The organism is Rathayibacter sp. VKM Ac-2801 (genome assembly GCF_009834245.1).
In the GTDB taxonomy this organism is placed as follows: Bacteria; Actinomycetota; Actinomycetes; order Actinomycetales; family Microbacteriaceae; genus Rathayibacter.
This window is the reverse complement of the sequence record NZ_CP047183.1, coordinates 1,481,471-1,502,015: the sequence shown is the minus strand read 5'-3', so window position 1 is coordinate 1,502,015 and position 20,545 is coordinate 1,481,471. Positions and strand designations below refer to the sequence as shown.

The window sequence follows — 20,545 nt, the reverse complement described above, 5'->3', positions numbered from 1 at the left end:
GAGGGTGCCCTGGCGTCGAGCGGGCGCTCAGCGGGTGAGGGCTGCGCGCTTCTCCTTGACCGAGGTCGCGTAGACGTCCAGGTACTCCTGGCCGCTCAAGGCGAGCAGCTCGTACATGATCTCGTCCGTGATCGAGCGGAGGATGAAGCGGTCGCCCTCCATGCCCTCGAAGCGGCTGAAGTCGAGCGGCTCCCCGAAGACGATGCCGATGCGGCCGAGCTTCGGCAGGCGCTTGCCGATGGGCATGATGCGCGCGGTGTCGATCATGGCGACCGGGATGACGGGCACGCGGGCCTCGAGGACCATGCGCGCGACTCCGGTGCGGCCGCGGTACATGCGGCCGTCGGGGCTGCGCGTGCCCTCGGGATAGATGCCCAGGGCGTGGCCGCCGGCGAGGACGCGGAGCCCCGTGTTGAGCGAGGCCTCCGACGCCTTGCCGCCGGAGCGGTCGATCGGCAGCATCCCCGTGGCGGTGAAGAACGTCCGTGTCGCCCAGCCCTTGAGGCCCTTGCCGGTGAAGTAGTCGCTCTTGGCGAGGAACACCATGTTCCGCTCGATCACCAGCGGGAGGATCACGGAGTCGATGAACGAGAGGTGGTTGCTCGCGAGGATCACGCCGCCGTTCTGCGGCACCTTGTCGGCACCGACCACCCACGGTCGGAAGATCGTCTTCAGGAGCGGGCCCGCGACGATGTGCTTCATGAACCAGTAGAACATCGGGCTCCTCGGCGGTGCGGCGGATCGGGTGCGGCGGGTGCCGCTAGAGGGAGCTCGCGTGCAGGCGCGCCAGGTCGGCGGCCCCCACGACTCCGGCGTCGTTGACGAGCTCCGCGATGCGGAACTCGGGCTCGGGGTGGTAGCCCCGGGCGGGGAGGTTGTCGAGGTAGGCCTGGCGGATGGGGTCCAGCAGGAGGTCGCCGGCCTGCGCCACTCCGCCGCCGATGACGAACATCTGCGGGTCGAGGACGGCGCTCAGGCTGGCCGCCGCCTCGCCCAGCCAGTGGCCGAGCTGGCGCAGCGCCGCGAGGGCGCCCAGGTCGCCGGCCGTGATCAGCTCGGAGAGGAGGTGGCCGTTCAGTTTGCCGCCGTTGCGGGCGCGGGCGTCGGCGATGCCCTGCCCGATCCCGCCGGCGTCGGCGAGCTCGCCGGCGAAGCGCTGGAGCGCGCGGCCCGAGCCGTACTGCTCGATGCAGCCGCGGGCCCCGCAGCCGCAGGGCAGGCCCCCGGGGACGACGCGCATGTGCCCGATCTCGGCCGCGGCGCCGAAGCCGCCGCGCAGGAGCCGGTCGTTGATCACGATCGCGCCGCCCACTCCGGTGCCGATGGTGAGCATCAGCATGTCGCTGACGAGGCGGCCGGAGCCGTAGCGGAACTCGGCCCAGCCGGCGGCGTTCGCGTCGTTCTCGATGATGATCGGCAGGTCGATGCGGGCCGACAGCTTCTCGCGGAAGGGCTCGTTGCGCCAGTTGATGTTCGGGGCGTAGTAGACGATCGACTGCGAGGCGTCGATGAAGCCGGCGGCGGCGACTCCGACCGCGGCGACGTCCCCCGGGAGCAGGCCGGAGCGCAGGTGCTCGACCATCTCGACCACGACGTCGACGATCAGCTCGGGGTGCCCGGCAGGAGTGGGCCGACGGTCCTCGCGGAGGATCCCCCCGAACTCGTCGACCAGGGCTCCGGCGATCTTCGTGCCGCCGATGTCGATCCCGATCGCGTGCACGCGAACCGCCTTCCCGTCGCCACCGGCGCGGCAGCGTCGGCGGACCGCCCTGAGCGGCGGCCAGGACGAGTGTAGTGACCGCGAGCACTCCGGTGCCGCTCGGCGGCGAGACCCGGCGACGCGTGTCGGCCCTCCTCGCGGAGCCTCCGCTGGATCGTTACCCTGAACGGATCCACAGCTTGCGCCGCGCCGGTAGGGTGGAGGCGACGTTCATTCAGGTACCGAAGGAGTTGCCGTGGACCAGTTCGATTCCCCCCTGGTGGTTCCGGCCGATCCCCAGGCCAACACGACCGCCCTCCTGCTGGACCGTGTCCGCGAGACGCCCGATCGTGCGCTCTTCGCGCTGCCCGACGGCGAAGGCTGGCGCGACGTGACGGCGCAGGAGTTCCTCGACCGGGTCACTGCCCTCGCGAAGGGCTTCGTCGCCGCCGGCCTCGAGCCGGGCGAGAAGGTCGGACTGATCTGCAAGACGCGCTACGAGTGGACGCTGATCGACTTCGCCGTCTGGTTCGCCGGCGGGGTCCTCGTCCCGGTGTACGAGACCTCCTCCCCCGCGCAGGTGCAGTGGAACCTCGCCGACTCCGGCGCGCACGCCGTGATCGTCGAGACCCCGGAGCACTTCGCCCGCTTCGACGAGATCCGCGCCGACCTGCCGGAGGTCCGCCTCGCCTGGCAGATCGGGCTGGGCGACCTGGACAAGCTCGTCGCGCGGGGCGTCGACGTGCCGGACGCCGAGATCGAGCGCCGCCGCTCGCTGGCGACCGGCACCGATATCGCGACGATCATCTACACCTCCGGCTCCACCGGCCGCCCCAAGGGCTGCATCATCCGGCACTCGAACTTCGTCGAGCTCAGCCGCAACTCGGCGGTCGCCCTGACGGAGCTGATCCACCAGCCCGGCGCGTCGACGCTGCTGTTCATCACCACGGCCCACGTCTTCGCCCGCTTCATCGCGATCCTCTGCGTGCACGGCGGCGTCAAGGTGGGGCACCAGGCCGACACGAAGCAGCTGCTCCCCTCGCTCGCGTCCTTCAAGCCAACCTTCCTCCTCGCCGTGCCGCGCGTGTTCGAGAAGGTGTACAACTCCGCCGAGCAGAAGGCCGAGGCGGGCGGCAAGGGGAAGATCTTCCGCCGCGCGGCCGATGTCGCCGTCGCCCACTCGATGGCGCTCGAATCGGGCTCGGTGCCGCTCGCGCTGAAGCTGCAGTTCCTGCTCTTCGACCGGCTCGTCTACTCGAAGCTGCGCACCGCGATGGGCGGGAACGTCCGCTTCGCCGTGTCCGGCTCGGCACCGCTGGGCGACCGGCTCGGGCACTTCTTCCACAGCCTCGGCATCAAGATCCTCGAGGGCTACGGCCTCACCGAGACGACAGCGCCCGCCACGGTCAACCGCACCGAGCGGTTCAAGATCGGCTCGGTGGGCCCGGCGATGCCCGGGGTCTCGATCCGGATCGCGGCCGACGGCGAGATCCAGGTGCGCGGCATCGACGTCTTCGGCGGCTACTGGAACAACGAGGCGGCGACGGCGGAGTCGTTCGACGGCGAGTGGTTCCGCACGGGCGACCTCGGAACCCTCGACGAGGACGGGTACCTGCGCGTCACCGGGCGGAAGAAGGAGATCATCGTCACCGCCGGCGGCAAGAACGTCGCTCCGGCGGCGCTGGAGGATCCGATCCGCGCGAATCCGCTGGTCGGCCAGGTGGTCGTCGTCGGCGACCAGCGGCCGTTCATCGCCGCGCTGGTCACGCTCGACTCCGAGATGCTGCCGACGTGGCTCGCGAACAACGGCCAGGACAAGGGCCTCTCGCTCGAGGACGCGGCCGTGAACCCGGTCGTGCTGGCCGAGGTGCAGCGGGCCGTCGATGCGGCGAACGAGCGCGTGTCCCGTGCCGAGTCGATCCGCAAGTTCGTGATCCTCCCGACCGAGTTCACGGAGGCGAGCGGTCATCTGACCCCGAAGATGAGCATCAAGCGGAACGTCATCCTCGCCGACTTCGCCGACACCATCGCCGCCGTCTACTCCGCCTCCCCCGCCACCGAGGGCATCTCCCTCCGCTGACGCGCGCCCCCTGCCGAGTCGCGCAGAACCCATTCCGAACCCGATGCAGCCGTATCCGGTGAAGCGCGTCCCAGCGCTTCACCGTCGGCGGAACGCTCCCCGCTCCGCGAAACGCCCCCACCTCGCCGAGCCGACCGCGCGGAGCCGGGCAGGGACCGGCTCCCCCCTCAACGCAGCCGTATCCGGGAAAGCGCGTCCCAGCGCTTTCCCGTCGGCGGAACGCGACACGCTCTACAGAGCGCTCCCACCTCGAAAAGCCGACCGCGCGGAGCCGGGCTGGGACCGGCTCCGAATCGAACTCAGAACCAGTCGGATTCCCGGACGGCCTTCATGGCGGCGCGGCGGTCGTCCTTGGAGAGGCGGTCGAGGTAGAGGCGTCCGTCGAGGTGGTCGCATTCGTGCTGGAGGGCCTGGGCCATGAGGCCGTCGCCTTCGAGGACGATCTCGTTGCCGTCGAGGTCGGTGCCGCGGACCTTCGCGTGCGGGTAGCGGATCGCGGGGTACCAGAGGTTCGGGACGGAGAGGCAGCCCTCGTCGACCGGTTGCGGGTCTCCGCTGAGCTCGACGATCTCGGGGTTGAGGATGTAGCCGATGACGCCGTCGACGTTGTAGCTGAAGGCGCGGAGGTTGACGCCGATCTGGGGTGCCGCGACGCCGGCGCGTCCGGGCGGGCGGACGCTGTCGACGAGGTCCTCGACGAGGCCGCGGACGCCGGCGTCGACCGTCTCGATGGTCGCGGACGCGGTCTTCAGCACCGGGTCCCCGAAGATGCGGATCTGGCGTTCGGTCATGTGGTGCGCTCCCTCAGGGCCTCCTCCGCGCTCAGGAGGGCGTTCTCGACGACTTCGCTCGCTGCGGGGTGCGGCCAGTACTGGCTGCGGGCGAGTCCGCGGATGCCGGTGCCGGCGCTGGCGGCCTGGACGAGCGGCTGAATGAGGATACTGGCCTGCGGCCCGATGATGTGCGCGCCGAGGAGGGCGCCGTCGAGTCCGACGACCAGGAGGCAGGCGCTGGAGTCGTCCTCGAGCGCCCAGCCGAAGGCGGTGGAGCCGTACTCCTGGGTGACGGTGACGACGTCGAGCCCCTGGTCGCGCGCTTCTGCCGCGGTGAGCCCGAAGTGGGCGATCTGCGGGTGGGCGAAGATCGCGCCGGGCACCGGCGAGAGGGTGTTGGAGAGAAGCTCGCCGGGGTGCAGGAGGTTGTGCGCCACGAGGCGCGCCTCGTGGTTGGCGACGTGCTTGAGCTGCCAGCGGGACGACACGTCGCCGAGGGCGAAGAGGCCGGGCACGGGGCGCCCGCCCGAGAGCACGCGCTGCTCGGAGTCGACGCTGATCCGGCCGTCCTCGTGCAGGTCGATGCCGACGGAGGCGGCCGCAACGGTGTCGCTGTTGGGGTCGCGGCCGAGCGCGACGAGCAGCAGGTCGGTCTCGACCGTCGTGCCGTCGCTGAGGGCGACGCGGAGGCCGTCCGGGCGGGCGTCGACGCTGTCGGCGCTCACTCCGGTGAGCACGGTGTACCGCTCGGCGGCGATCTCGGTGAACCGGCGCGAGACGTCCGCGTCGAGGGCGCGGAGGAGGCGGTCGCCGCGGACGGCGACGGTCACGGCCGTGCCGAAGGAGGAGAAGACGTGGCCGAACTCGACGGCCACCGCGCCGCCGCCGAGGATCAGCATCCGCTCGGGGAGCTCGTCGAGACGCATGACCGAGGAGGAGTCCTGGATGCGGGGGTCGGGCTCGTACGCTGCGAGGAGCGGCCTGGGCCGCGAGCCGGCGGCCACGACCACCTGCGGCGCGCTGATGCGGGCACCGCTCGCGCTGACGAGGACGTGCGGACGGGCGCCGTCTCCGAGCGACTCGAAGCCGAAGCTCTCGCGGAGGACGGTGACGTTCGGTGAGCGCTGATCGCGGTACTCGAACCCGCCCTCGCTGATCGCGTCGATGCGGCCGAAGACCCGGTCGCGCACCTCCGCCCACTCGGGCCGGCGGAGGCGGGAGTGGACGCCGATCGGGCCGCCCTGGTCGACGTCGGTGACCACGTCGGCCACGTGGACGAGCATCTTGGTCGGGATGCAGCCGGCGTTGAGGCAGGTGCCCCCGAACCACTCGCCGTCGTCGAGGATCGCGACCCGCAGGCCGTCGAACTCCGGACCGACGATCGAGTTGCCGGAGCCGGCCCCGATCACGATCAGGTCGAAGGCGTCGGTGGACGCGTCGGGCCCGTCGGTACGGTCCTGGAGCGCGGTGGACGCCGCCCCTGAGCCCCGGGGCTCAGACACGCCGGACCGGCATGCCCTCGACCACCAGCGCGGCGAGCAGGCGTGCGGCGTCCTTCGTGCCCTCGCGCAGCTGCTCCCACTTCACCACGGAGCCGGCGGCGAGCACCGGGTCGTAGGGGATGCGGACGATGTCGCGGACGCGGGAGCGGAAGTGCGACTCGATCTCCTCCAGCTTGACCAGGCTCGTGCCCTGCGTCGCCGTGTTGAGCGCGACGACCGCGTTGCGCACCAGGGCGCCGTAGCCGTTCGCGTCCAGCCAGGTGAGGGTCTCGGAGGCGAGGCGGGCCTCGTCGACGCTGCCGCCCGAGACGATCACCACCGTGTCGGCGCGCTGCAGCGTGGGCCGCATCACCGAGTGCACGATGCCCGTGCCGCAGTCGGTGAGCATGATCGAGTAGAAGCGCTCGACCAGGTCGGCGACCACGTTGTAGTCGTCCTCGTCGAAGGCCTCGGACAACTGCGGGTCGGTGTCGGAGGCGAGGACGTCGAGGCGGGTCTCGTCGCGGGAGACCATCGTCGAGAACTCGGTGAAGCCCGTCACGCCGGAGGCGCGGTTCACGACGTCGCGGACGGTCGCCCGCGTCTGCTTGGGGACGCGCTCGGCCAGGGTGCCGCGGTCGGGGTTCGCGTCGACCGCGATGATGCGGTCCTCGCGCGCGTCGGCGAGGGCCATGCCCAGGAGCGTCGTGACCGTCGTCTTGCCGACGCCGCCCTTGCGGGTCATCACCGGGACGAAGCGGGTGCCGCCCTCGAACTGCCGGCCGATCCGCTCGTCCATCGCCTTCCAGGCCTTCACCTTCGCGGAGTCGCCGAGGTTGACCGTGTGGAAGGTGAGGCCGTAGAGGAAGCGGTGCCAGCCGCCCGTGGGAGCTGGCCGGGTCTTCCGGTTGACCTCCAGGAGCCTGTCCGGGGTGAGCATCGACGCCGACTCGGGGACGGCGGCGCTCGGCGCGGACGGGGCGGGAGCGGTGCTCGAGGACTCGGCGCGGAGGCGGTCCCGGCGCGTGGGGACGGCGGCGGGCTCCCCCGCGGACTCGGACGCCGTGGGCTTCTCCGCGGATTCGGCCCGGGCGGGGATCCCCGCCGAGACCGGTCCGTTCGAGACAGGCGGGTGTGCGGGAGGCGGTGCAGGCGTCGGAGCAGGAGTCGGCTCCGGCGGCACGAGAGCGTGCGAGCGCGAGGGCGGCAGGCCGAGGCGGCCGACGTCGATCGCGTCCTCGTCCTCGACCGGAGCGGGGGCGGTGGAGCGGCGCCGCGGGCCGGGCGGAGTGATCCGCACGCCGTCGGGCAGGAGAGTCGGCGCGGTGTCGCTCGCTCGCGGGGAGTACTGACCCGATTCCCGAGCCGCGTCCATGGCGGTCCGCGGCGTGGGACCGGTGCCGGTGTCGGGCTGTTCGTCGTTGCGCTCATCCATGCGAACGAGCCTCCTTCCGCTCAGGACGAGTGTACCGGCGGGCCCGGATCGCGCCGGGCGGCTTGGTCGGAGCGCGCCCCGACTGCTAGTGCGGCCCTCCTCCGGAGGCGGCGCGGACGGCGCGTGCAGCGAACGGTTAGGTTCTGCCGCCCGGAGGAACGTAAAGTAGTCAGCCATGCATGTACTCAGCGTGAGCTCCCTCAAGGGCGGCGTCGGCAAGACCACGGTGACGCTCGGCCTTGCATCCGCGGCGTTCTCGAAGGGCCTGCGAACGCTGGTCGTCGACCTCGATCCCCAGTCCGACGTGTCGACCGGAATGGACATCAACGTCGCCGGCCATCTCAACATCGCCGACGTCCTGACGTCGCCGAAGGAGAAGATCGTCCGCTCGGCGATCGCCCCCTCCGGGTGGACCAAGGAGCACCACGGCACGATCGACGTGCTGATCGGCAGCCCCTCCGCGATCAACTTCGACGGGCCGCACCCCAGCATCCGCGACATCTGGAAGCTCGAGGAGGCCCTCGCGAGCGTCGAGGCCGACTACGACCTCGTGCTGATCGACTGCGCTCCGTCGCTCAACGCCCTCACGCGCACGGCGTGGGCCGCGAGCGACCGCGTCGCCGTCGTCACGGAGCCGGGCCTGTTCTCGGTGGCCGCCGCCGACCGGGCGCTCCGGGCGATCGAGGAGATCCGCCGCGGACTGAGCCCGCGCCTCCAGCCGTTGGGCATCATCGTCAACCGCGCCCGCGTCCAGTCGCTCGAGCACCAGTTCCGGATCAAGGAGCTGCGCGACATGTTCGGGCCGCTCGTCCTCAGCCCCCAGCTCCCGGAGCGCACCTCCCTCCAGCAGGCACAGGGAGCGGCGAAGCCGGTCCACGTCTGGCCCGGAGAGAGCGCGCAGGAGATGGCGCACAACTTCGACCTGCTGCTCGACCGCGTCATCCGCACCGGTCGCATCGGCGAGCAGGTCCCCGCCGCGACCTAGGGCGGGCAGGTCCGCCGGACGCAGTCGGCTCGGTACTCGATGCGCGGGCGGTGCCCGCTGCTCGATCCGTCTCAGGAGCGGCGCCGGCGGACGCTCGGCGTCGCCGCGCGCACGATCTGGATACGCGGGCGGAGCCCGCTAGTCGATCAGCACGGCGTTACGCGGGCGGCGCCCGTTACTGGATCAGCATGGCGAGCGGGCCTGAGCGGCGGCGGCTCGCGTCCGGTGGGCGGATCTCGATTTGCGGGCGGCGCCCGCTACTCGATCAGCACGGCGTTACGCGGGCGGCGCCCGCCGCTCGATCCGCTGGAGGAGCGGCGGAGAGAGGCGGTGCGCAGGGGCCCCGGGAGAGCCCGGGGTCGGCCGTCGAGACCGAGGAGCGGCCGGTCAGCCGACGCGGCGGGAGGCGCGGCGCTGGGCGAGCTCGTCGCTCGGGTCGACCGACTGGTGGTCGAGCTCGACGAGGCTCGACTCGACCTCGCGGAGGACCTTGCCGACGGCGATGCCGAAGACGCCCTGCCCGCGGCTGAGCAGGTCGATGACCTCGTCGTTCGAGGTGCAGAGGTAGACGCTCGCGCCGTCGCTCATCAGCGTCGTCTGCGCGAGGTCGTCGACCCCGGACTCGCGGAGCTGGTTGACCGCGGTGCGGATCTGCTGGAGCGAGATCCCGGTGTCGAGCAGGCGCTTGACCAGCTTCAGCACGAGGATGTCGCGGAAGCCGTAGAGACGCTGCGTGCCGGAGCCGGACGCGCCGCGCACCGTGGGCTCGACGAGCTCGGTGCGCGCCCAGTAGTCGAGCTGCCGGTAGGTGATGCCCGCGGCACGGGCCGCGACGGCCCCGCGGTAGCCCGCGTCGGCGTCGAGCTCGGGCAGTCCGTCGGTGAAGAGGACGAGGTCGCGCTGGCCGCTGACGTCGCGGCTGACTTCTCTCATCCCTGTGCCTCTCGGATCCGGACGCCGGATCCTCCGAACGCGCTCCCTACCGTACCGACCGGCGCAGGCCGAGTAAACGACATCGGCCTCGTCGCCGCGGCGTGTCGCCCGGGCCACCCGTCGGCCGGCGGTGCGGCACTCACGAGCGGGCGATCCGCGAGAGGGCGCTGCGCACCATTGCCCCGCGGATCGTGCCCAGCTGGGTCGCGAGCCCCACCGCGTTCTCGGCGGCACCGGCCGAGCCCGAGGCCTCTCCGCGGCGGGCGCTGGAGGCGACGACGCTCTCGATCAGCGACATCTCGCGCTCGACGGCGACGCGGAGCGGACGGAGGTGGCGGGGCTCGATGCCCGATCGTCCCAGGTCGACGAGCGCCTTGAGCGTCGTCACGGCCTCGTCACCGAACACGTCGCCACCCCGCACGAGCCCGGCGGCGATGGCCTCCTGGACGAGAGCGGGAGTGGCGCCGGACTCGGCCGCGAGGCCCTCGCGCGTCAACCGCGTGGCGGGGCCGAGGAGCGAGGCGCTCGGACCCCCGACACCGGCCGGCAGGGCGGGCTCGCGTCCGGCGTCGATGTCGTCGAGGTACCCGCGGATGACCTTGAGGGGGAGGTAGTGGTCGCGCTGCAGCGCGAGGATCATCCGGAGCCGCTCGACGTCGGAGCCCGAGAACTTGCGGTAGCCGGAGTCGGTGCGGGCCGGCGAGACGAGCCCCTGCTCCTCGAGGAAGCGCAGCTTGGACGGGGTGACGTCCGGGAACTCAGTGGTCAGCCTGGCCAGCACCTGCCCGATGCTCAGCAGAGCGGCGGAACCGGTGGGGAGGGCGCGCGCGGAGGAGCGGCCCACGGCTCACGCGTCCGGAGCGGCGACGAGGTCGGCGCGGGACGCGTAGAAGGTGAGGCGGAACTTGCCGACCTGCACCTCGGAGCCGTCGGTGAGGATCGCGGACTCGATCCGGACTCCGTCGAAGTAGGTGCCGTTCAGGGAGCCGAGGTCGTGGACCTCGAACGCCGTGCCGCGGCGGACGAACTCGGCGTGCCGGCGCGAGACCGTGACGTCGTCGAGGAAGATGCCCGCGTCGGGGTGGCGGCCGACCGTCGTGGAGTCGGTGTCGAGGAGGAAGCGCGCCCCGGTGTTCGGTCCGCGGCGCACGACCAGCAGCGCGGAGCCGGAGGGCAGAGCGCCGACGGCCTCGGCCTCCTCGCGGGACGCGCGGTTGTCGAGAGCGGCGAGCTGGGCGCCGATGTCGTCGGTGAACGTCAGAGTCGTCTCCGTCGACGGCTCACCGGGAACGGAATTGTGCTGGGCGGATGATGCTCCACCGACGGGCTCGACCAAGACGTACCTCCTATCGGGTCAGCGTATCCGAATCGTGACCCTCGTCGGACCCCTGAGCACCTGTGCGGACCCCCAGGACGAGGTCCCTCGTCTGGACGGCGTAGACGATCCCGGCCCACCAGTAGAGGAACGCGCCCCACAGCGCGAAGGCCCAGGCGATGGGGACGGAGGCGGGCGCGAGGGCCGGGAACGCCTGCCCCAGCATGATCAGCGGGAGGGCGTAGAAGAGGCAGAACGTCGCGAATTTCCCCAGGTGGTGCACGGGAAGCGGTCCGTAGCCGTTGCTGGCCAGCACGACCGCCAGGACCACGAGCATCAGGTCGCGTGCCAGCAGCACGGCGACCAGCCACCAGGGCACCAGGCCGCGAGCCGCGAGGCCCAGGACTGTGGCGAAGATGTAGAGGCGGTCGGCGGCCGGATCGAGGACGCGGCCGAGGCGCGTCATCTGGTCGAAGCGGCGCGCGATCCAGCCGTCGAGGTAGTCGGTGAGGCTCGAGACGACGAGGGTCAGGAGCGCGAGCGCGTCCTCGCCGAGGACCACGAGCACGAGGAACACCGGCACCAGGGCGAGGCGCACCATGCTGAGGACGTTCGGGACCGTCCAGATCCGGTCCTCCCCGGTGCGCGCCATGCGCCCAGCCTAGGCGGGGCGCACGGCGGCGCGGTCAGCGCTTGTCGCGCCAGACCCTCTCGAACGGCAGGCGCCAGGCGTGCGGCGCGATCAGCTGGTGGATCGCGTTCGGCCCCCAGGAGCCGGGCGCGTAGAGACGGACGGGCGGCGGATCCTGCAGGAGGGGCGCCGAGACCTCCCAGAGCCGCTCGATTCCCTCCGCCGTGGTGAACAGGGTGTGGTCTCCCCGCATCGCATCGAGGATCAGGCGCTCGTAGGCCTCGAGCGCGTCGCCCGCGCGGTCGGTCTCCTGGAGCGCGAACTGCATGCTCAGCTTGTCGAGCCGCATGCCGGGCCCGGGACGCTTGCCGTAGAACGAGAGCGAGACCTTCGAGGCGTCGGCCAGGTCGAAGGTGAGGTGGTCCGGGCCGTGCGCGCCGACGCCGGAGCCCTGCGGGAACATGCTCTTCGGGGGCTCGCGGAAGGCGATCGAGATGATGCGCTGGCCCTCGGCCATCCGCTTGCCGGTGCGGAGGTAGAACGGCACTCCCGCCCAGCGCCAGTTGTCGATCTCGCACTTCAGCGCGACGAAGGTGTCGGTCTCGGAGTCGGCGGCGACGCCCGGCTCGTCGCGGTAGCCGATGTACTGGCCGCGCACCACGTTCTCGGGGTTCAGCAGGCGCATCGAGCGGAAGACCTTGTTCTTCTCCTCGCTGATGGCCTGCGGCTCGAGCGCGGTCGGCGGCTCCATCGCCATGAACGCCAGCACCTGGAACAGGTGGGTGACGACCATGTCCTTGTACGCGCCGGTGGACTCGTAGAACTCGGCTCGGCGGTCGAGCGTGAGGCGCTCCGGGATGTCGATCTGGACGTGATCGATGAAGTTGCGGTTCCAGATCGGCTCGAACAGGCCGTTCGCGAAGCGGAAGGCGAGGATGTTCTGCGCCGGCTCCTTGCCGAGGAAGTGGTCGATCCGGAAGATCTGCTCCTCGCTGAAGGTCTCGTGGAGCTCCGCATTGAGGACGACCGCGCTCTCGAGGTCGACGCCGAACGGCTTCTCCATGATGATCCGCGAGCGCTCGACCAGCCCGGCCTCGGCGAGCATCCGCACGACCGAGAGCGCCGCCTTGGGCGGGACGCTGAGGTAGTGCAGCCGGCTCACGTCCGGGCCGAGGACCGCCTCCGCGTCGGTCACGGCGGCGGCCAGGGCGGCCGGACCGGCGGACTGCGGGACGTAGCGGAGCTTGGACGCGAACTCGTCCCACTGCGCCGGCGTCAGGGAGCGGCTCCCGAACTCGTCGTAGGCCAGCTTCGCGAAGGCGCGGAACGAGGCGTCGTCGTGCTCCTCGAGCGAGGTGCCGACGATCTGCAGGTCCGGCGCGAGGGAGGAGAGCGCGAGGTGGGCCATCCCCGGGATGAGCTTGCGCCGGGCCAGGTCGCCGACGGCGCCGAACAGCACGACGACATGGGGTGCCGCCTGCTCAGTCTGGACGGCGGGAGCGGGGGGTGCGGTTGTCACGGTCACCCCTCGATCATTCCAGTTCGGATCGTGACGCAGGCGTCATGTGCGCGATACGCACCGCCGCTAAGGTCTCTCCCGTGCCTCCGTTCTCCGACGCGTCCGCCGCGACCGCAGCACCCGCCTCCGCCACCGCACCCTCCTCCGCCGACGGGACGACCGCGCCTCCGCTCGACGAGAGGATCCGCGCCGACGTCCACCTGCTGGGCGAGCTGCTCGGTCAGGTGCTCCGCGAGTCGGGCGAGCCCTCTCTCTACGAGGACGTGGAGCGCCTGCGCGCGCTCACGATCAGCGCCTACGACAGCGGCGATGCGGCCGGGACCGCGGAGGCGGAGGAGTTCGTCGCCTCGCTCACGCTGGAGCGCGCCGAGGAGGTCGCCCGGGCCTTCACCTGCTACTTCCACCTCGTGAACGTGGCGGAGGAGTTCCACCGCGTCCGCGTGCTGCGCCGCCGCGAGGCCGACGCCGGTGCGCAGTCGCCCGAGGACTCGATCCTCGCCTCGATGCGCCGGCTGACCGGGGAGCTCGGGGAGGACGAGGCGTTCGCGCGCCTCTCCCGGCTGGAGTTCCGTCCGGTCCTCACGGCGCACCCGACCGAGGCCCGCCGCCGCGCCGTGGCCTCGACCATCCGCCGCATCAGCGACCTGCTCGAGCAGCGCGACGACCCGCGCATGGGCGGCGTCGTGCTGGTGGAGATCCGCCGCCGGCTCCTCGCCGAAGTCGACACGCTGTGGCGCACCGCTCCGCTGCGCGAGTCCAAGCCCACCCCTCTCGACGAGGTGCGCACCGCGATGAGCGTCTTCGACGAGTCGCTGTTCTCGGTGCTCCCCCGCGTCTACCGCCGCCTCGACGACGCCCTGCTCGGCGAGGGCTCGGGCACCCGGGCACCGGTCGCACCGGCCTTCGTCCGCCTCGGCACCTGGATCGGCGGCGACCGCGACGGCAACCCCTTCGTCACCGCCGAGACGACCCTCGCGGCGGTGGACATCGCCTCCGAGCACGTGCTCATGGGCCTGGAGCGCGTCGCCCGCCGCGTGGGCCGCGCGCTGACCCTCGACGCCTCCACCACTCCCCCGTCGGCCGCCGTCGAGGCGCTCTGGGCCTCCTGCGTCGAGCGCGCTCCCGAGCTCGCCGCCGACATCGCCGAGCGCTCGCCCAACGAGGCGCACCGCCGCGTCCTGCTCTTCGCGGCCGAGCGCCTGTCCGCGACCCGCTCCGAGGGGCCGCTGGCCTACTCCGCCGCCGCCGAGCTGCTGGCCGAGCTGCGCACCCTCCAGGAGTCCCTCGTGGAGGCCGAGGACGTCCGCGCGGCCTACGGCGACCTCCAGGACTTCGTCTGGCAGCTCGAGACCTTCGGCTTCCACCTCGCCGAGATCGAGGTGCGCCAGCACTCGAAGGTGCACCGCGAGACGATCGCCGCGATCCGCGCCGGCGAGGAGCTGGACGAGCGCGGTCTCGAGGTCCTGTCGGTGTTCCGGGCGATCGCGAAGATCCAGGAGCGCTTCGGCACCGACGCGGCGAGGCGCTACATCGTCTCGTTCACGCAGTCGGCCGACGACCTGCGGACGGTCTTCGATCTGGCCGAGGCGGCGACCGACGGCGTGCCGCCGATCATCGACGCGGTCCCGCTCTTCGAGACCTTCGCCGACCTCGACGCCTCGACCGACATCCTCGCCGAGATGATCCGCCTCCCCCAGGTGCAGGCGCGCCTCGCGGCGACCGGCAGCCGGCTCGAGGTGATGCTCGGCTACTCCGACTCGTCGAAGGACGTCGGACCGGTCTCGGCGACGCTCGCGCTCTACGACGCGCAGGCGCGCATCGCGCAGTGGGCGGCCGACGAGGGCATCGTGCTCACGCTGTTTCACGGACGCGGCGGCGCGCTCGGCCGCGGTGGCGGGCCGGCCAACCGCGCCGTCCTCGCGCAGCCGCCCGGATCCGTGGACGGCCGCTTCAAGCTGACGGAGCAGGGCGAGGTCATCTTCGCCCGCTACGGCAACCCGGACATCGCCACTCGGCACATCGAGCAGGTGGCGGGAGCGACTCTGCTCGCCTCCTCCCCCGCGGTCGGCGAGCGCAACGCCGGCGCCGCGGAGCGCTTCGCCGAGGTGGCGGCGACGATGGACCGCGAGTCGCGCCGCCGCTTCTTCGAGCTCGTGAAGGCCGACGGCTTCGCGCCGTGGTTCGCCCGGGTCACCCCGCAGGAGGAGGTGGGCCTGCTCGCGCTCGGCTCGCGTCCGGCCCGCCGCGGCCTCTCCGTCGAGTCGCTCGAGGATCTGCGTGCGATCCCATGGGTCTTCGCCTGGACCCAGGCCCGCGTCAACCTGACCGGCTGGTTCGGCCTGGGCAGCGCGCTCGAGGCCGTCGGCGACCTGGACCTGCTCCGCGAGGCCTACGCCTCCTGGCCGCTGTTCACGACGATGGTCGACAACGTCGAGATGTCGCTCGCGAAGACCGACGAGGGCATCGCCCGCCGCTACCTCGCCCTCGACTCCCGCGACGACCTCGCCGGGCTCGTGCTCGACGAGATGGCGCTCACCCGTCGGTGGGTGCTCTCGATCACCGGCGAGGAGAGCCTGCTCACCGGCCACCGCGTGCTCGGCCGGGCCGTGCGCCTGCGCACCCCGTACGTCAACGCGCTCTCGCTCCTGCAGCTGCGCGCGCTGAAGGCGCTCCGCACCGACCCGGGCGGATCCGGGACGGAGCAGAACCAGCGGCTGCTCCTGCTCGCGGTCAACGGAGTCGCGGCGGGACTGCAGAACACCGGCTGATCCCGGCTCGGAACGACGGAACCCCCGGCGGCCTCTTGGCTGCCGGGGGTTCTCGTGCGTCTGCTGGCGCCTCCCGCCTGCGGAGCGGGTCGAGGCGCCGGGCGGATCAGGCCTGCGTAGCGGCGCCCGCCTCCTGAGCGGCCTTCGCCTCCTCGTACTGGCGGCGCACCTCGACCATGTCGAGGCCGCGGACCTGCTCGATCAGGTTGTCGAGCGCGGGGGCGGGCAGGGCGCCGGGCTGAGCCATCAGCGGGATGCCGTCGCGGTACACCACGAGGGTGGGGATGGAGGAGATGCCGTAGCTCGCGGCGAGCTGCTGCTGGTCCTCCGTGTCGACCTTCGCGAAGGTGATGTCGGCGTTCTTCTCGCTCGTGGCCTCGAAGACCGGAGCGAACTGCTTGCACGGGCCGCACCAGTCGGCCCAGAAGTCGATGAGGACGATGCCGTCGGCGATCGTCTGGTCGTGGGAGTCGAGGGTCATCGCAGTCGTAGCCATGGGGGATGCAACCGGGCGCCCCCGCGGCCTATTCCCGGGCGGGATCGAGGAGGTCGAGCAGCGAGCGCGGGCCGACCACGGCGGCCCCGAGCGCCTCAACGCGGGCGGTCAGTCCCCGGTCGGCCGTCACGACGACCGCGGTCTCGAGCGCGCCGACCAGCTCGACGATCGCGTCGTCGCCCGAGCCGTCCGCCGCGTGCACAGTCAGCCGCGCCGCGGGAGCACCGGCCTCCGGGCGGGCGGCGCGCGCCGCTCCCTCGAGCACCACGGCGATGCGCGGCCAGACGGTGTCGGCGTCGATCCCCAGGAGACGGCCGGGGACGCCGGCCTCCGCGAGGCGGGCGAGGGAGGCGAGGAGGCGCTCCGCGGCGCCGGCGCGGTCGCGCCACCAGCCGTCGGGGCGGGAGCCGACCACGTTGGCGGCGTCCACGACGAGCACCGGGATCGAGGAGCCGAGCGCGCGCAGGCCCGGCCAGGCCGCCCCGAAGCCCGGGTGCAGCGGCAGGGAGTCGACGTCGTCCGGGGCGACCCAGCGCAGCTCGGTGCTCTCGGCGTCGCTGATGCGGGGAGTGAAGTGCTCGCGGGAGTCGGCCAGGACGGTGGAGTAGCTCCACGGGCCGATCACGACGACGCTGGAGAGCACGGGCAGGATCAGGTCGGCGGGGACGCCCGCCTCCTCCTCCGACTCCCGGAGGGCCGCCTCGAAGGCCGTCTCCTCGGGGTGACGGGCGCCGCCGGGCAGCCCCCAGGTGTCCCCGAAGTGGCTCCAGCTCACGCGGTGCTGGAGCAGGACGCGTCCCGACGGATCGCGCAGGAGGAGGCCGGCGGCGCCGAAGCGCCCCCAGAAGCGGCGTCCGTCGCCGATCTCGACCCAGCCGTCGCCGAGCGACGCGTCGAAGGGGTGGCGCGGGAGCACGGCGTCCGCGCCGGGGTCCTCGCTGGTCATGCCCTCCAGCCTCCCACACCGCGCCCGCCGCGCCCGACCCCGACGGGCTGGCAGAATCGGACGATGCGCCGCTCGAGACCCCTCCGCCTCGCGACGCTCGCCTGGCTCGCGCTGATCGCCCTGATCACGCTGACGCCCGCGCCCTACCCGGCCGGGGAGCCGAACGCGCTGATCCGCGGGATCATCGCCTTCCTCGCCTCCACGCCGCTCACCGGGTGGTTCGACTTCGACGTGGCGGAGTTCACCGCGAACGTGCTGCTCTTCGTGCCGCTCGGGGCGCTGATCGCCGCGCAGCTGCCGCCGGGGCGCCGCCTGTGGGCCGCCGCCATCGGCCTCGGGGTCTCGGCGGCCGTCGAGACCGCGCAGCTGCTGTGGCTGCCGACCCGCGTCTCCGACGTGCAGGACCTGGTCTCGAACGGCAGCGGCTCCGTGATCGGCGCGCTGCTGACGGTCGCGCTGCTCCGCTTCTCCCCCCGCCGCCGCTCCCGGAAGGACCGCACCGCCCATGCCCGCTGAGACCCTCGTCGTCCTCGACCGACCCTCCCTCGACGCGGAGGCGCACTCGCCGGGAGGACCCGCGCACCGCATCGATCCGAGCGGGCGCGGCGATCTGGACGTCAGCGATCTCGGCTTCACGCGCGGCGACGGCGTGTTCGAGACGATCAACCTCGTCGACGGACGGCTCCAGGCGCTCGACGCGCACCTGGACCGCTTCGAGCGCTCGGCCCGGATGCTCGACCTGCCCCGGCCGGACCGGGCCGCCTGGCTCGAGGCGATCGGAGCGGCGGTGACAGCGCACCCGCCCGTCGCCGAGGCGATGGTGAAGACGATCCTGACCCGCGGCGTCGAGGGCGGCGGTCGGCCCACCGGCGTCGTCTTCGTCCAGACCAGCCCGGACTTCGGCCCGGCCCGCCGCGACGGCGTGCGCGTGGTGCTCCTGGACCGCGGGCTGCGCTCGGACGTGCAGACGACGTCCCCCTGGCTTCTCGCCGGGGCGAAGACGCTCTCGTACGCGGTGAACCGCGCGGCCGCACGGGAGGCCGCCCGGCGCGGCGCGGACGACGCGCTGTTCGTGTCGAGCGACGGCTACCTGCTCGAGGGGCCGACCTCGAATCTCGTGCTGCTGGCGGGCGGCGAGCTCGTGACTCCCCCGCCGAGCCTCGGACTGCTGCCCGGCACCACGCAGGCCGACCTGTTCGCGCTCGCCCCCGGCCTCGGCCTCGGGACGGCCGTGCGTCCGCTGCGCGCGGACGATCTGGAGGCTGCGGACGCGGCGTGGCTGGTCTCGAGCGCACGCAACGCCGCTCCCGTCCGCGCCGTCGACGGGATCGACCGCCGCGTCGACGCGGACCTCTCGGCGCGGATCAACGCCGCGCTCCTCGCCCGCTGAGCCTCCGATCCTCCCCCGCGGGACGCCCCGCGCCGAGCGCGGACGGCGTCCCGGAGGAGGGATCGCTCAGGAGAGGCCGTCGACGTCCGCGGGGCCGCGGCTGATCAGTCCGCCGCGGACGTGCTCGACGGTGGGGTCGAGCTGGACGGGCTCGCGCTCGTCCGCCGCCTCGTCGTTGATGACGGCCGAGACGATGCCGCGCCAGTCGGTGCCCTCGGCGACGGCGTCCTCAGAGCCGACGCGGCGCGTGACGAAGACGGCCTCCGACTCCTCGCCCGCGTGCGAGATGACGGCGAGGACGCCGACGGTGCGGCCGCCCGGGTGCTCGATCCGCCACTCCTCGTGGCCGGACGGGACGAGCGAGAACTCGAGGCCCGCGTGCGGGAAGCCGGTGGGGCGCAGCTCGGACGGGGATCCGCTCTGCGGAGGCGCGCCGCGGGTCGGGACCCCGGTGCCCTCGCCGCTCGTCGTGCTCATGCCGACGTCGCCGCGGGTGCCGCCGGCTCCGGAGCTGTCGTTCGCCGCGACCATGCGGTCGTCGCCGCTCTGCAGCGCGTCGTCCGCTCCGGTGTAGATGCTGTCGTCTCGGTTCATGGGAACCTCCTTGTCGGCGGCCAGTGTAGGACCGCGGGGTGGATGGCGAGCGCGCGCCGCTTCGTAGACTGGGGGGATGCAGATCCCGGTGACCGGTGCCGTGCGGGTGGACGCGTGGCTCTGGGCGGTGCGCGTCTACAAGACGCGCTCCGCCGCGACGACCGCGGCCCGGGCCGGCCACATCCGCGTCAACGGCGAGCGGGCCAAGGCGGCGCAGACCGTGCGGGTCGGCGACGAGGTCCGCGCCCGGATCGGCGGCTTCGACCGGGAGCTGATCGTCCGCGGACTCGTGGTCAAGCGGGTCGGTGCGCCGGTGGCCGCCGAGTGCGTGGAGGACCGGACGCCGCCGCCGCCTCCCCGGGAGTCCGCGCCGGGCGTGATCGTCCGGGACCGCGGAGCGGGCCGCCCGACCAAGCGCGACCGGCGCGACATCGAGCGGCTCCGCGGATTCTGACGGCGCGGTCGGGCGGCGGCCCGCGGCCTCAGGGTGCGAGGGCGCGCAGGCGCTCCAGGAGCCCGTCCGCCGCCTCGTCGAGGAACCGCTGCTGCAGCTCGTCGCCGACCTGCACGAGCGCGATGTCGGTGAAGCCCGCCTCGATGTAGGGCACGAAGCTCTGCGCGAGCTCGTCGAGGTCGGGGCCGCAGGCGATCTGCTCGGCCACGTCCTCCGGACGCACGAACTGGCTCGCTCCCGCGAACCCGGCGGGCGTGGGCAGGTCGGCGTTGACCGACCAGCCGCCGGCGAACCAGCGGAACTGCTCGTGGGCAAGCTTCACGGCCTGGTCCTTGTCGGGCGCCCAGCAGATCGGGATCTGCCCGATCGTCCGGGAGGGAGCCGCGTCGGGCCCGCGGACCGCGGTCCACTGCGAGATGAGCTCGGCGTCGGGCTCGGTGGTGATGAAGTGGTCGCCCAGCGGCGCGAAGCGCTCGATGGACTTCGGGCCGGAGACGGCGAGGCCGATCTCGACCGGCGTGTCCGGCAGGTCCCAGATGCGGGCGGAGTCGACGCGGAAGTACTCGCCCTCCCAGGTCACCAGCTCGCCGGTGTGCAGCTCGCGGATGAGGTGGACGGCCTCCTCGAGCATGTCCTGGCGCACGGCGACCGAGGGCCAGCCCTCGCCGACGACGTGCTCGTTGAGGTTCTCGCCCGAACCGAGGCCGAGCGTGAAGCGGTCGTCGGAGAGGATCGCGAGCGTCGCCGCCTTCTGCGCGACCACGGCCGGGTGGTAGCGGATGGTCGGCGCGGTGACGTAGGTCGTGAGGTCGATGGTCGACGTGGCCTGTGCGACCGCTCCGAGCAACGTCCAGGCGTAGGAGGCGTGCCCCTGCTCCGTCAGCCACGGCGAGTAGTGGTCGCTCGAGACCGCGAACTCGAAGCCGAGCCTCTCGGCGTCGACCGCGTAGCCCACCAGCTGCTTGGGTCCGCTCTGCTCGGTCATCAGGGTGTATCCGAATCGCACCATGGTCCGTCCTCGTTCCGCTCGTCGTGGGATGCCCGGG

At 72.5% G+C, this 20,545-nt stretch carries 20 protein-coding genes; 6 read left to right on the top strand and 14 right to left on the bottom strand.

Going from position 1 to position 20,545, the window contains the following annotated elements:
- Positions 1-27: 27 nt before the first annotated feature.
- Both GSU45_RS06920 and GSU45_RS06915 read right to left on the bottom strand, forming a co-directional pair.
- A complete protein-coding gene (locus tag GSU45_RS06920; protein WP_104222581.1) occupies positions 28-717 on the bottom strand; it encodes a lysophospholipid acyltransferase family protein in 690 nt (229 codons plus the stop codon).
- 43 nt (positions 718-760) lie between these two features.
- Positions 761-1,720 carry an ROK family glucokinase gene (locus GSU45_RS06915; RefSeq protein ID WP_159913796.1) on the bottom strand — a complete coding sequence of 320 codons (960 nt, stop codon included), beginning with the start codon at positions 1,718-1,720 and terminating at the stop codon, positions 761-763.
- A 235-nt stretch (positions 1,721-1,955) separates the two neighbouring features.
- On the opposite strand from GSU45_RS06915, the gene GSU45_RS06910 reads away from it, so the two are divergent.
- Positions 1,956-3,779 (top strand): AMP-dependent synthetase/ligase, encoded by a 1,824-nt coding sequence (locus tag GSU45_RS06910; protein ID WP_159913794.1) that lies wholly within the window; start codon positions 1,956-1,958, stop codon positions 3,777-3,779.
- A gap of 299 nt (positions 3,780-4,078) precedes the next feature.
- Here the strand turns inward: GSU45_RS06910 and def are convergent, their stop codons facing one another.
- Genes def through GSU45_RS06895 form a run of 3 tightly spaced genes read right to left on the bottom strand, consistent with a single transcriptional unit; the run spans position 4,079 to position 7,468 of the window.
- Positions 4,079-4,570, bottom strand: coding sequence for a peptide deformylase (gene def, locus GSU45_RS06905; RefSeq protein ID WP_159913792.1), 492 nt, complete (start codon positions 4,568-4,570; stop codon positions 4,079-4,081).
- A complete protein-coding gene (locus GSU45_RS06900; RefSeq protein ID WP_159913790.1) occupies positions 4,567-6,054 on the bottom strand; it encodes a mycothione reductase in 1,488 nt (495 codons plus the stop codon). Before GSU45_RS06900 ends, def begins: the two co-directional genes overlap by 4 nt.
- Complete coding sequence (locus GSU45_RS06895; protein WP_244248250.1) at positions 6,047-7,468, bottom strand: MinD/ParA family protein; 1,422 nt, start codon at positions 7,466-7,468, stop codon at positions 6,047-6,049. Before GSU45_RS06895 ends, GSU45_RS06900 begins: the two co-directional genes overlap by 8 nt.
- A gap of 175 nt (positions 7,469-7,643) precedes the next feature.
- Here GSU45_RS06895 and GSU45_RS06890 point away from each other — a divergent pair, with 175 nt between their 5' ends.
- A complete protein-coding gene (locus tag GSU45_RS06890; RefSeq protein ID WP_104222576.1) occupies positions 7,644-8,453 on the top strand; it encodes a ParA family protein in 810 nt (269 codons plus the stop codon).
- Between the two features lie 387 nt (positions 8,454-8,840).
- Here the strand turns inward: GSU45_RS06890 and GSU45_RS06885 are convergent, their stop codons facing one another.
- The 5 genes from GSU45_RS06885 to zwf all read right to left on the bottom strand — a co-directional run bounded on the left by GSU45_RS06885 (position 8,841) and on the right by zwf (position 12,851).
- Positions 8,841-9,386, bottom strand: a complete 546-nt coding sequence (locus GSU45_RS06885) for a MerR family transcriptional regulator (RefSeq protein WP_159913788.1) — start codon at positions 9,384-9,386, stop codon at positions 8,841-8,843.
- 139 nt (positions 9,387-9,525) lie between these two features.
- Positions 9,526-10,230, bottom strand: coding sequence for a MerR family transcriptional regulator (locus GSU45_RS06880; RefSeq protein WP_104225380.1), 705 nt, complete (start codon positions 10,228-10,230; stop codon positions 9,526-9,528).
- A gap of 3 nt (positions 10,231-10,233) precedes the next feature.
- The gene (locus GSU45_RS06875) at positions 10,234-10,647 is read right to left on the bottom strand and encodes an FHA domain-containing protein (protein ID WP_181027143.1); all 414 of its coding nucleotides are present in this window, start codon (positions 10,645-10,647) and stop codon (positions 10,234-10,236) included.
- A gap of 85 nt (positions 10,648-10,732) precedes the next feature.
- A complete protein-coding gene (locus tag GSU45_RS06870; protein WP_159913786.1) occupies positions 10,733-11,353 on the bottom strand; it encodes a CDP-alcohol phosphatidyltransferase family protein in 621 nt (206 codons plus the stop codon).
- A 34-nt stretch (positions 11,354-11,387) separates the two neighbouring features.
- Positions 11,388-12,851, bottom strand: a complete 1,464-nt coding sequence (zwf, locus tag GSU45_RS06865; RefSeq protein ID WP_159913784.1) for a glucose-6-phosphate dehydrogenase — start codon at positions 12,849-12,851, stop codon at positions 11,388-11,390.
- Positions 12,852-13,033: 182 nt separating this feature from the next.
- Here zwf and GSU45_RS06860 point away from each other — a divergent pair, with 182 nt between their 5' ends.
- Positions 13,034-15,619 (top strand): phosphoenolpyruvate carboxylase, encoded by a 2,586-nt coding sequence (locus GSU45_RS06860; protein WP_244248284.1) that lies wholly within the window; start codon positions 13,034-13,036, stop codon positions 15,617-15,619.
- 106 nt (positions 15,620-15,725) lie between these two features.
- Here the strand turns inward: GSU45_RS06860 and trxA are convergent, their stop codons facing one another.
- Both trxA and GSU45_RS06850 read right to left on the bottom strand, forming a co-directional pair.
- A complete protein-coding gene (gene trxA, locus GSU45_RS06855; RefSeq protein ID WP_159913780.1) occupies positions 15,726-16,115 on the bottom strand; it encodes a thioredoxin in 390 nt (129 codons plus the stop codon).
- Between the two features lie 28 nt (positions 16,116-16,143).
- A complete protein-coding gene (locus GSU45_RS06850) occupies positions 16,144-17,061 on the bottom strand; it encodes an NUDIX hydrolase (protein WP_159913778.1) in 918 nt (305 codons plus the stop codon).
- Between the two features lie 63 nt (positions 17,062-17,124).
- Between GSU45_RS06850 and GSU45_RS06845 the strand changes: the two genes are divergently transcribed.
- Together GSU45_RS06845 and GSU45_RS06840 are read left to right on the top strand one after the other, a co-directional pair.
- Positions 17,125-17,577 (top strand): VanZ family protein, encoded by a 453-nt coding sequence (locus tag GSU45_RS06845; RefSeq protein ID WP_159913776.1) that lies wholly within the window; start codon positions 17,125-17,127, stop codon positions 17,575-17,577.
- The gene (locus tag GSU45_RS06840) at positions 17,567-18,451 is read left to right on the top strand and encodes an aminotransferase class IV (RefSeq protein WP_159913774.1); all 885 of its coding nucleotides are present in this window, start codon (positions 17,567-17,569) and stop codon (positions 18,449-18,451) included. The genes GSU45_RS06845 and GSU45_RS06840 overlap by 11 nt, the downstream gene beginning before the upstream one ends.
- Positions 18,452-18,517: 66 nt before the next feature.
- Here the strand turns inward: GSU45_RS06840 and GSU45_RS06835 are convergent, their stop codons facing one another.
- Complete coding sequence (locus tag GSU45_RS06835; protein WP_159913772.1) at positions 18,518-19,045, bottom strand: hypothetical protein; 528 nt, start codon at positions 19,043-19,045, stop codon at positions 18,518-18,520.
- 76 nt (positions 19,046-19,121) lie between these two features.
- On the opposite strand from GSU45_RS06835, the gene GSU45_RS06830 reads away from it, so the two are divergent.
- Positions 19,122-19,499 carry a S4 domain-containing protein gene (locus GSU45_RS06830; RefSeq protein ID WP_208543509.1) on the top strand — a complete coding sequence of 126 codons (378 nt, stop codon included), beginning with the start codon at positions 19,122-19,124 and terminating at the stop codon, positions 19,497-19,499.
- Positions 19,500-19,527: 28 nt separating this feature from the next.
- Here the strand turns inward: GSU45_RS06830 and GSU45_RS06825 are convergent, their stop codons facing one another.
- Positions 19,528-20,508 (bottom strand): TIGR03557 family F420-dependent LLM class oxidoreductase, encoded by a 981-nt coding sequence (locus GSU45_RS06825; protein WP_159913770.1) that lies wholly within the window; start codon positions 20,506-20,508, stop codon positions 19,528-19,530.
- Positions 20,509-20,545 lie beyond the last annotated feature (37 nt).

Excerpts from the sequence above, each read along its gene's own strand:
- GSU45_RS06890 (WP_104222576.1), top strand. The coding sequence starts at position 7,644 with ATGCATGTACTCAGCGTGAGCTCCCTCAAGGGCGGCGTCGGCAAGACC.
- def (WP_159913792.1), bottom strand. The coding sequence starts at position 4,570 with ATGACCGAACGCCAGATCCGCATCTTCGGGGACCCGGTGCTGAAGACC.
- trxA (WP_159913780.1), bottom strand. The coding sequence starts at position 16,115 with ATGGCTACGACTGCGATGACCCTCGACTCCCACGACCAGACGATCGCC.
- GSU45_RS06895 (WP_244248250.1), bottom strand. The coding sequence starts at position 7,468 with ATGGATGAGCGCAACGACGAACAGCCCGACACCGGCACCGGTCCCACG.
- GSU45_RS06825 (WP_159913770.1), bottom strand. The coding sequence starts at position 20,508 with ATGGTGCGATTCGGATACACCCTGATGACCGAGCAGAGCGGACCCAAG.
- GSU45_RS06885 (WP_159913788.1), bottom strand. The coding sequence starts at position 9,386 with ATGAGAGAAGTCAGCCGCGACGTCAGCGGCCAGCGCGACCTCGTCCTC.
- GSU45_RS06830 (WP_208543509.1), top strand. The coding sequence starts at position 19,122 with ATGCAGATCCCGGTGACCGGTGCCGTGCGGGTGGACGCGTGGCTCTGG.
- GSU45_RS06870 (WP_159913786.1), bottom strand. The coding sequence starts at position 11,353 with ATGGCGCGCACCGGGGAGGACCGGATCTGGACGGTCCCGAACGTCCTC.
- GSU45_RS06845 (WP_159913776.1), top strand. The coding sequence starts at position 17,125 with ATGCGCCGCTCGAGACCCCTCCGCCTCGCGACGCTCGCCTGGCTCGCG.
- GSU45_RS06920 (WP_104222581.1), bottom strand. The coding sequence starts at position 717 with ATGTTCTACTGGTTCATGAAGCACATCGTCGCGGGCCCGCTCCTGAAG.
- GSU45_RS06835 (WP_159913772.1), bottom strand. The coding sequence starts at position 19,045 with ATGAACCGAGACGACAGCATCTACACCGGAGCGGACGACGCGCTGCAG.
- GSU45_RS06840 (WP_159913774.1), top strand. The coding sequence starts at position 17,567 with ATGCCCGCTGAGACCCTCGTCGTCCTCGACCGACCCTCCCTCGACGCG.
- GSU45_RS06850 (WP_159913778.1), bottom strand. The coding sequence starts at position 17,061 with ATGACCAGCGAGGACCCCGGCGCGGACGCCGTGCTCCCGCGCCACCCC.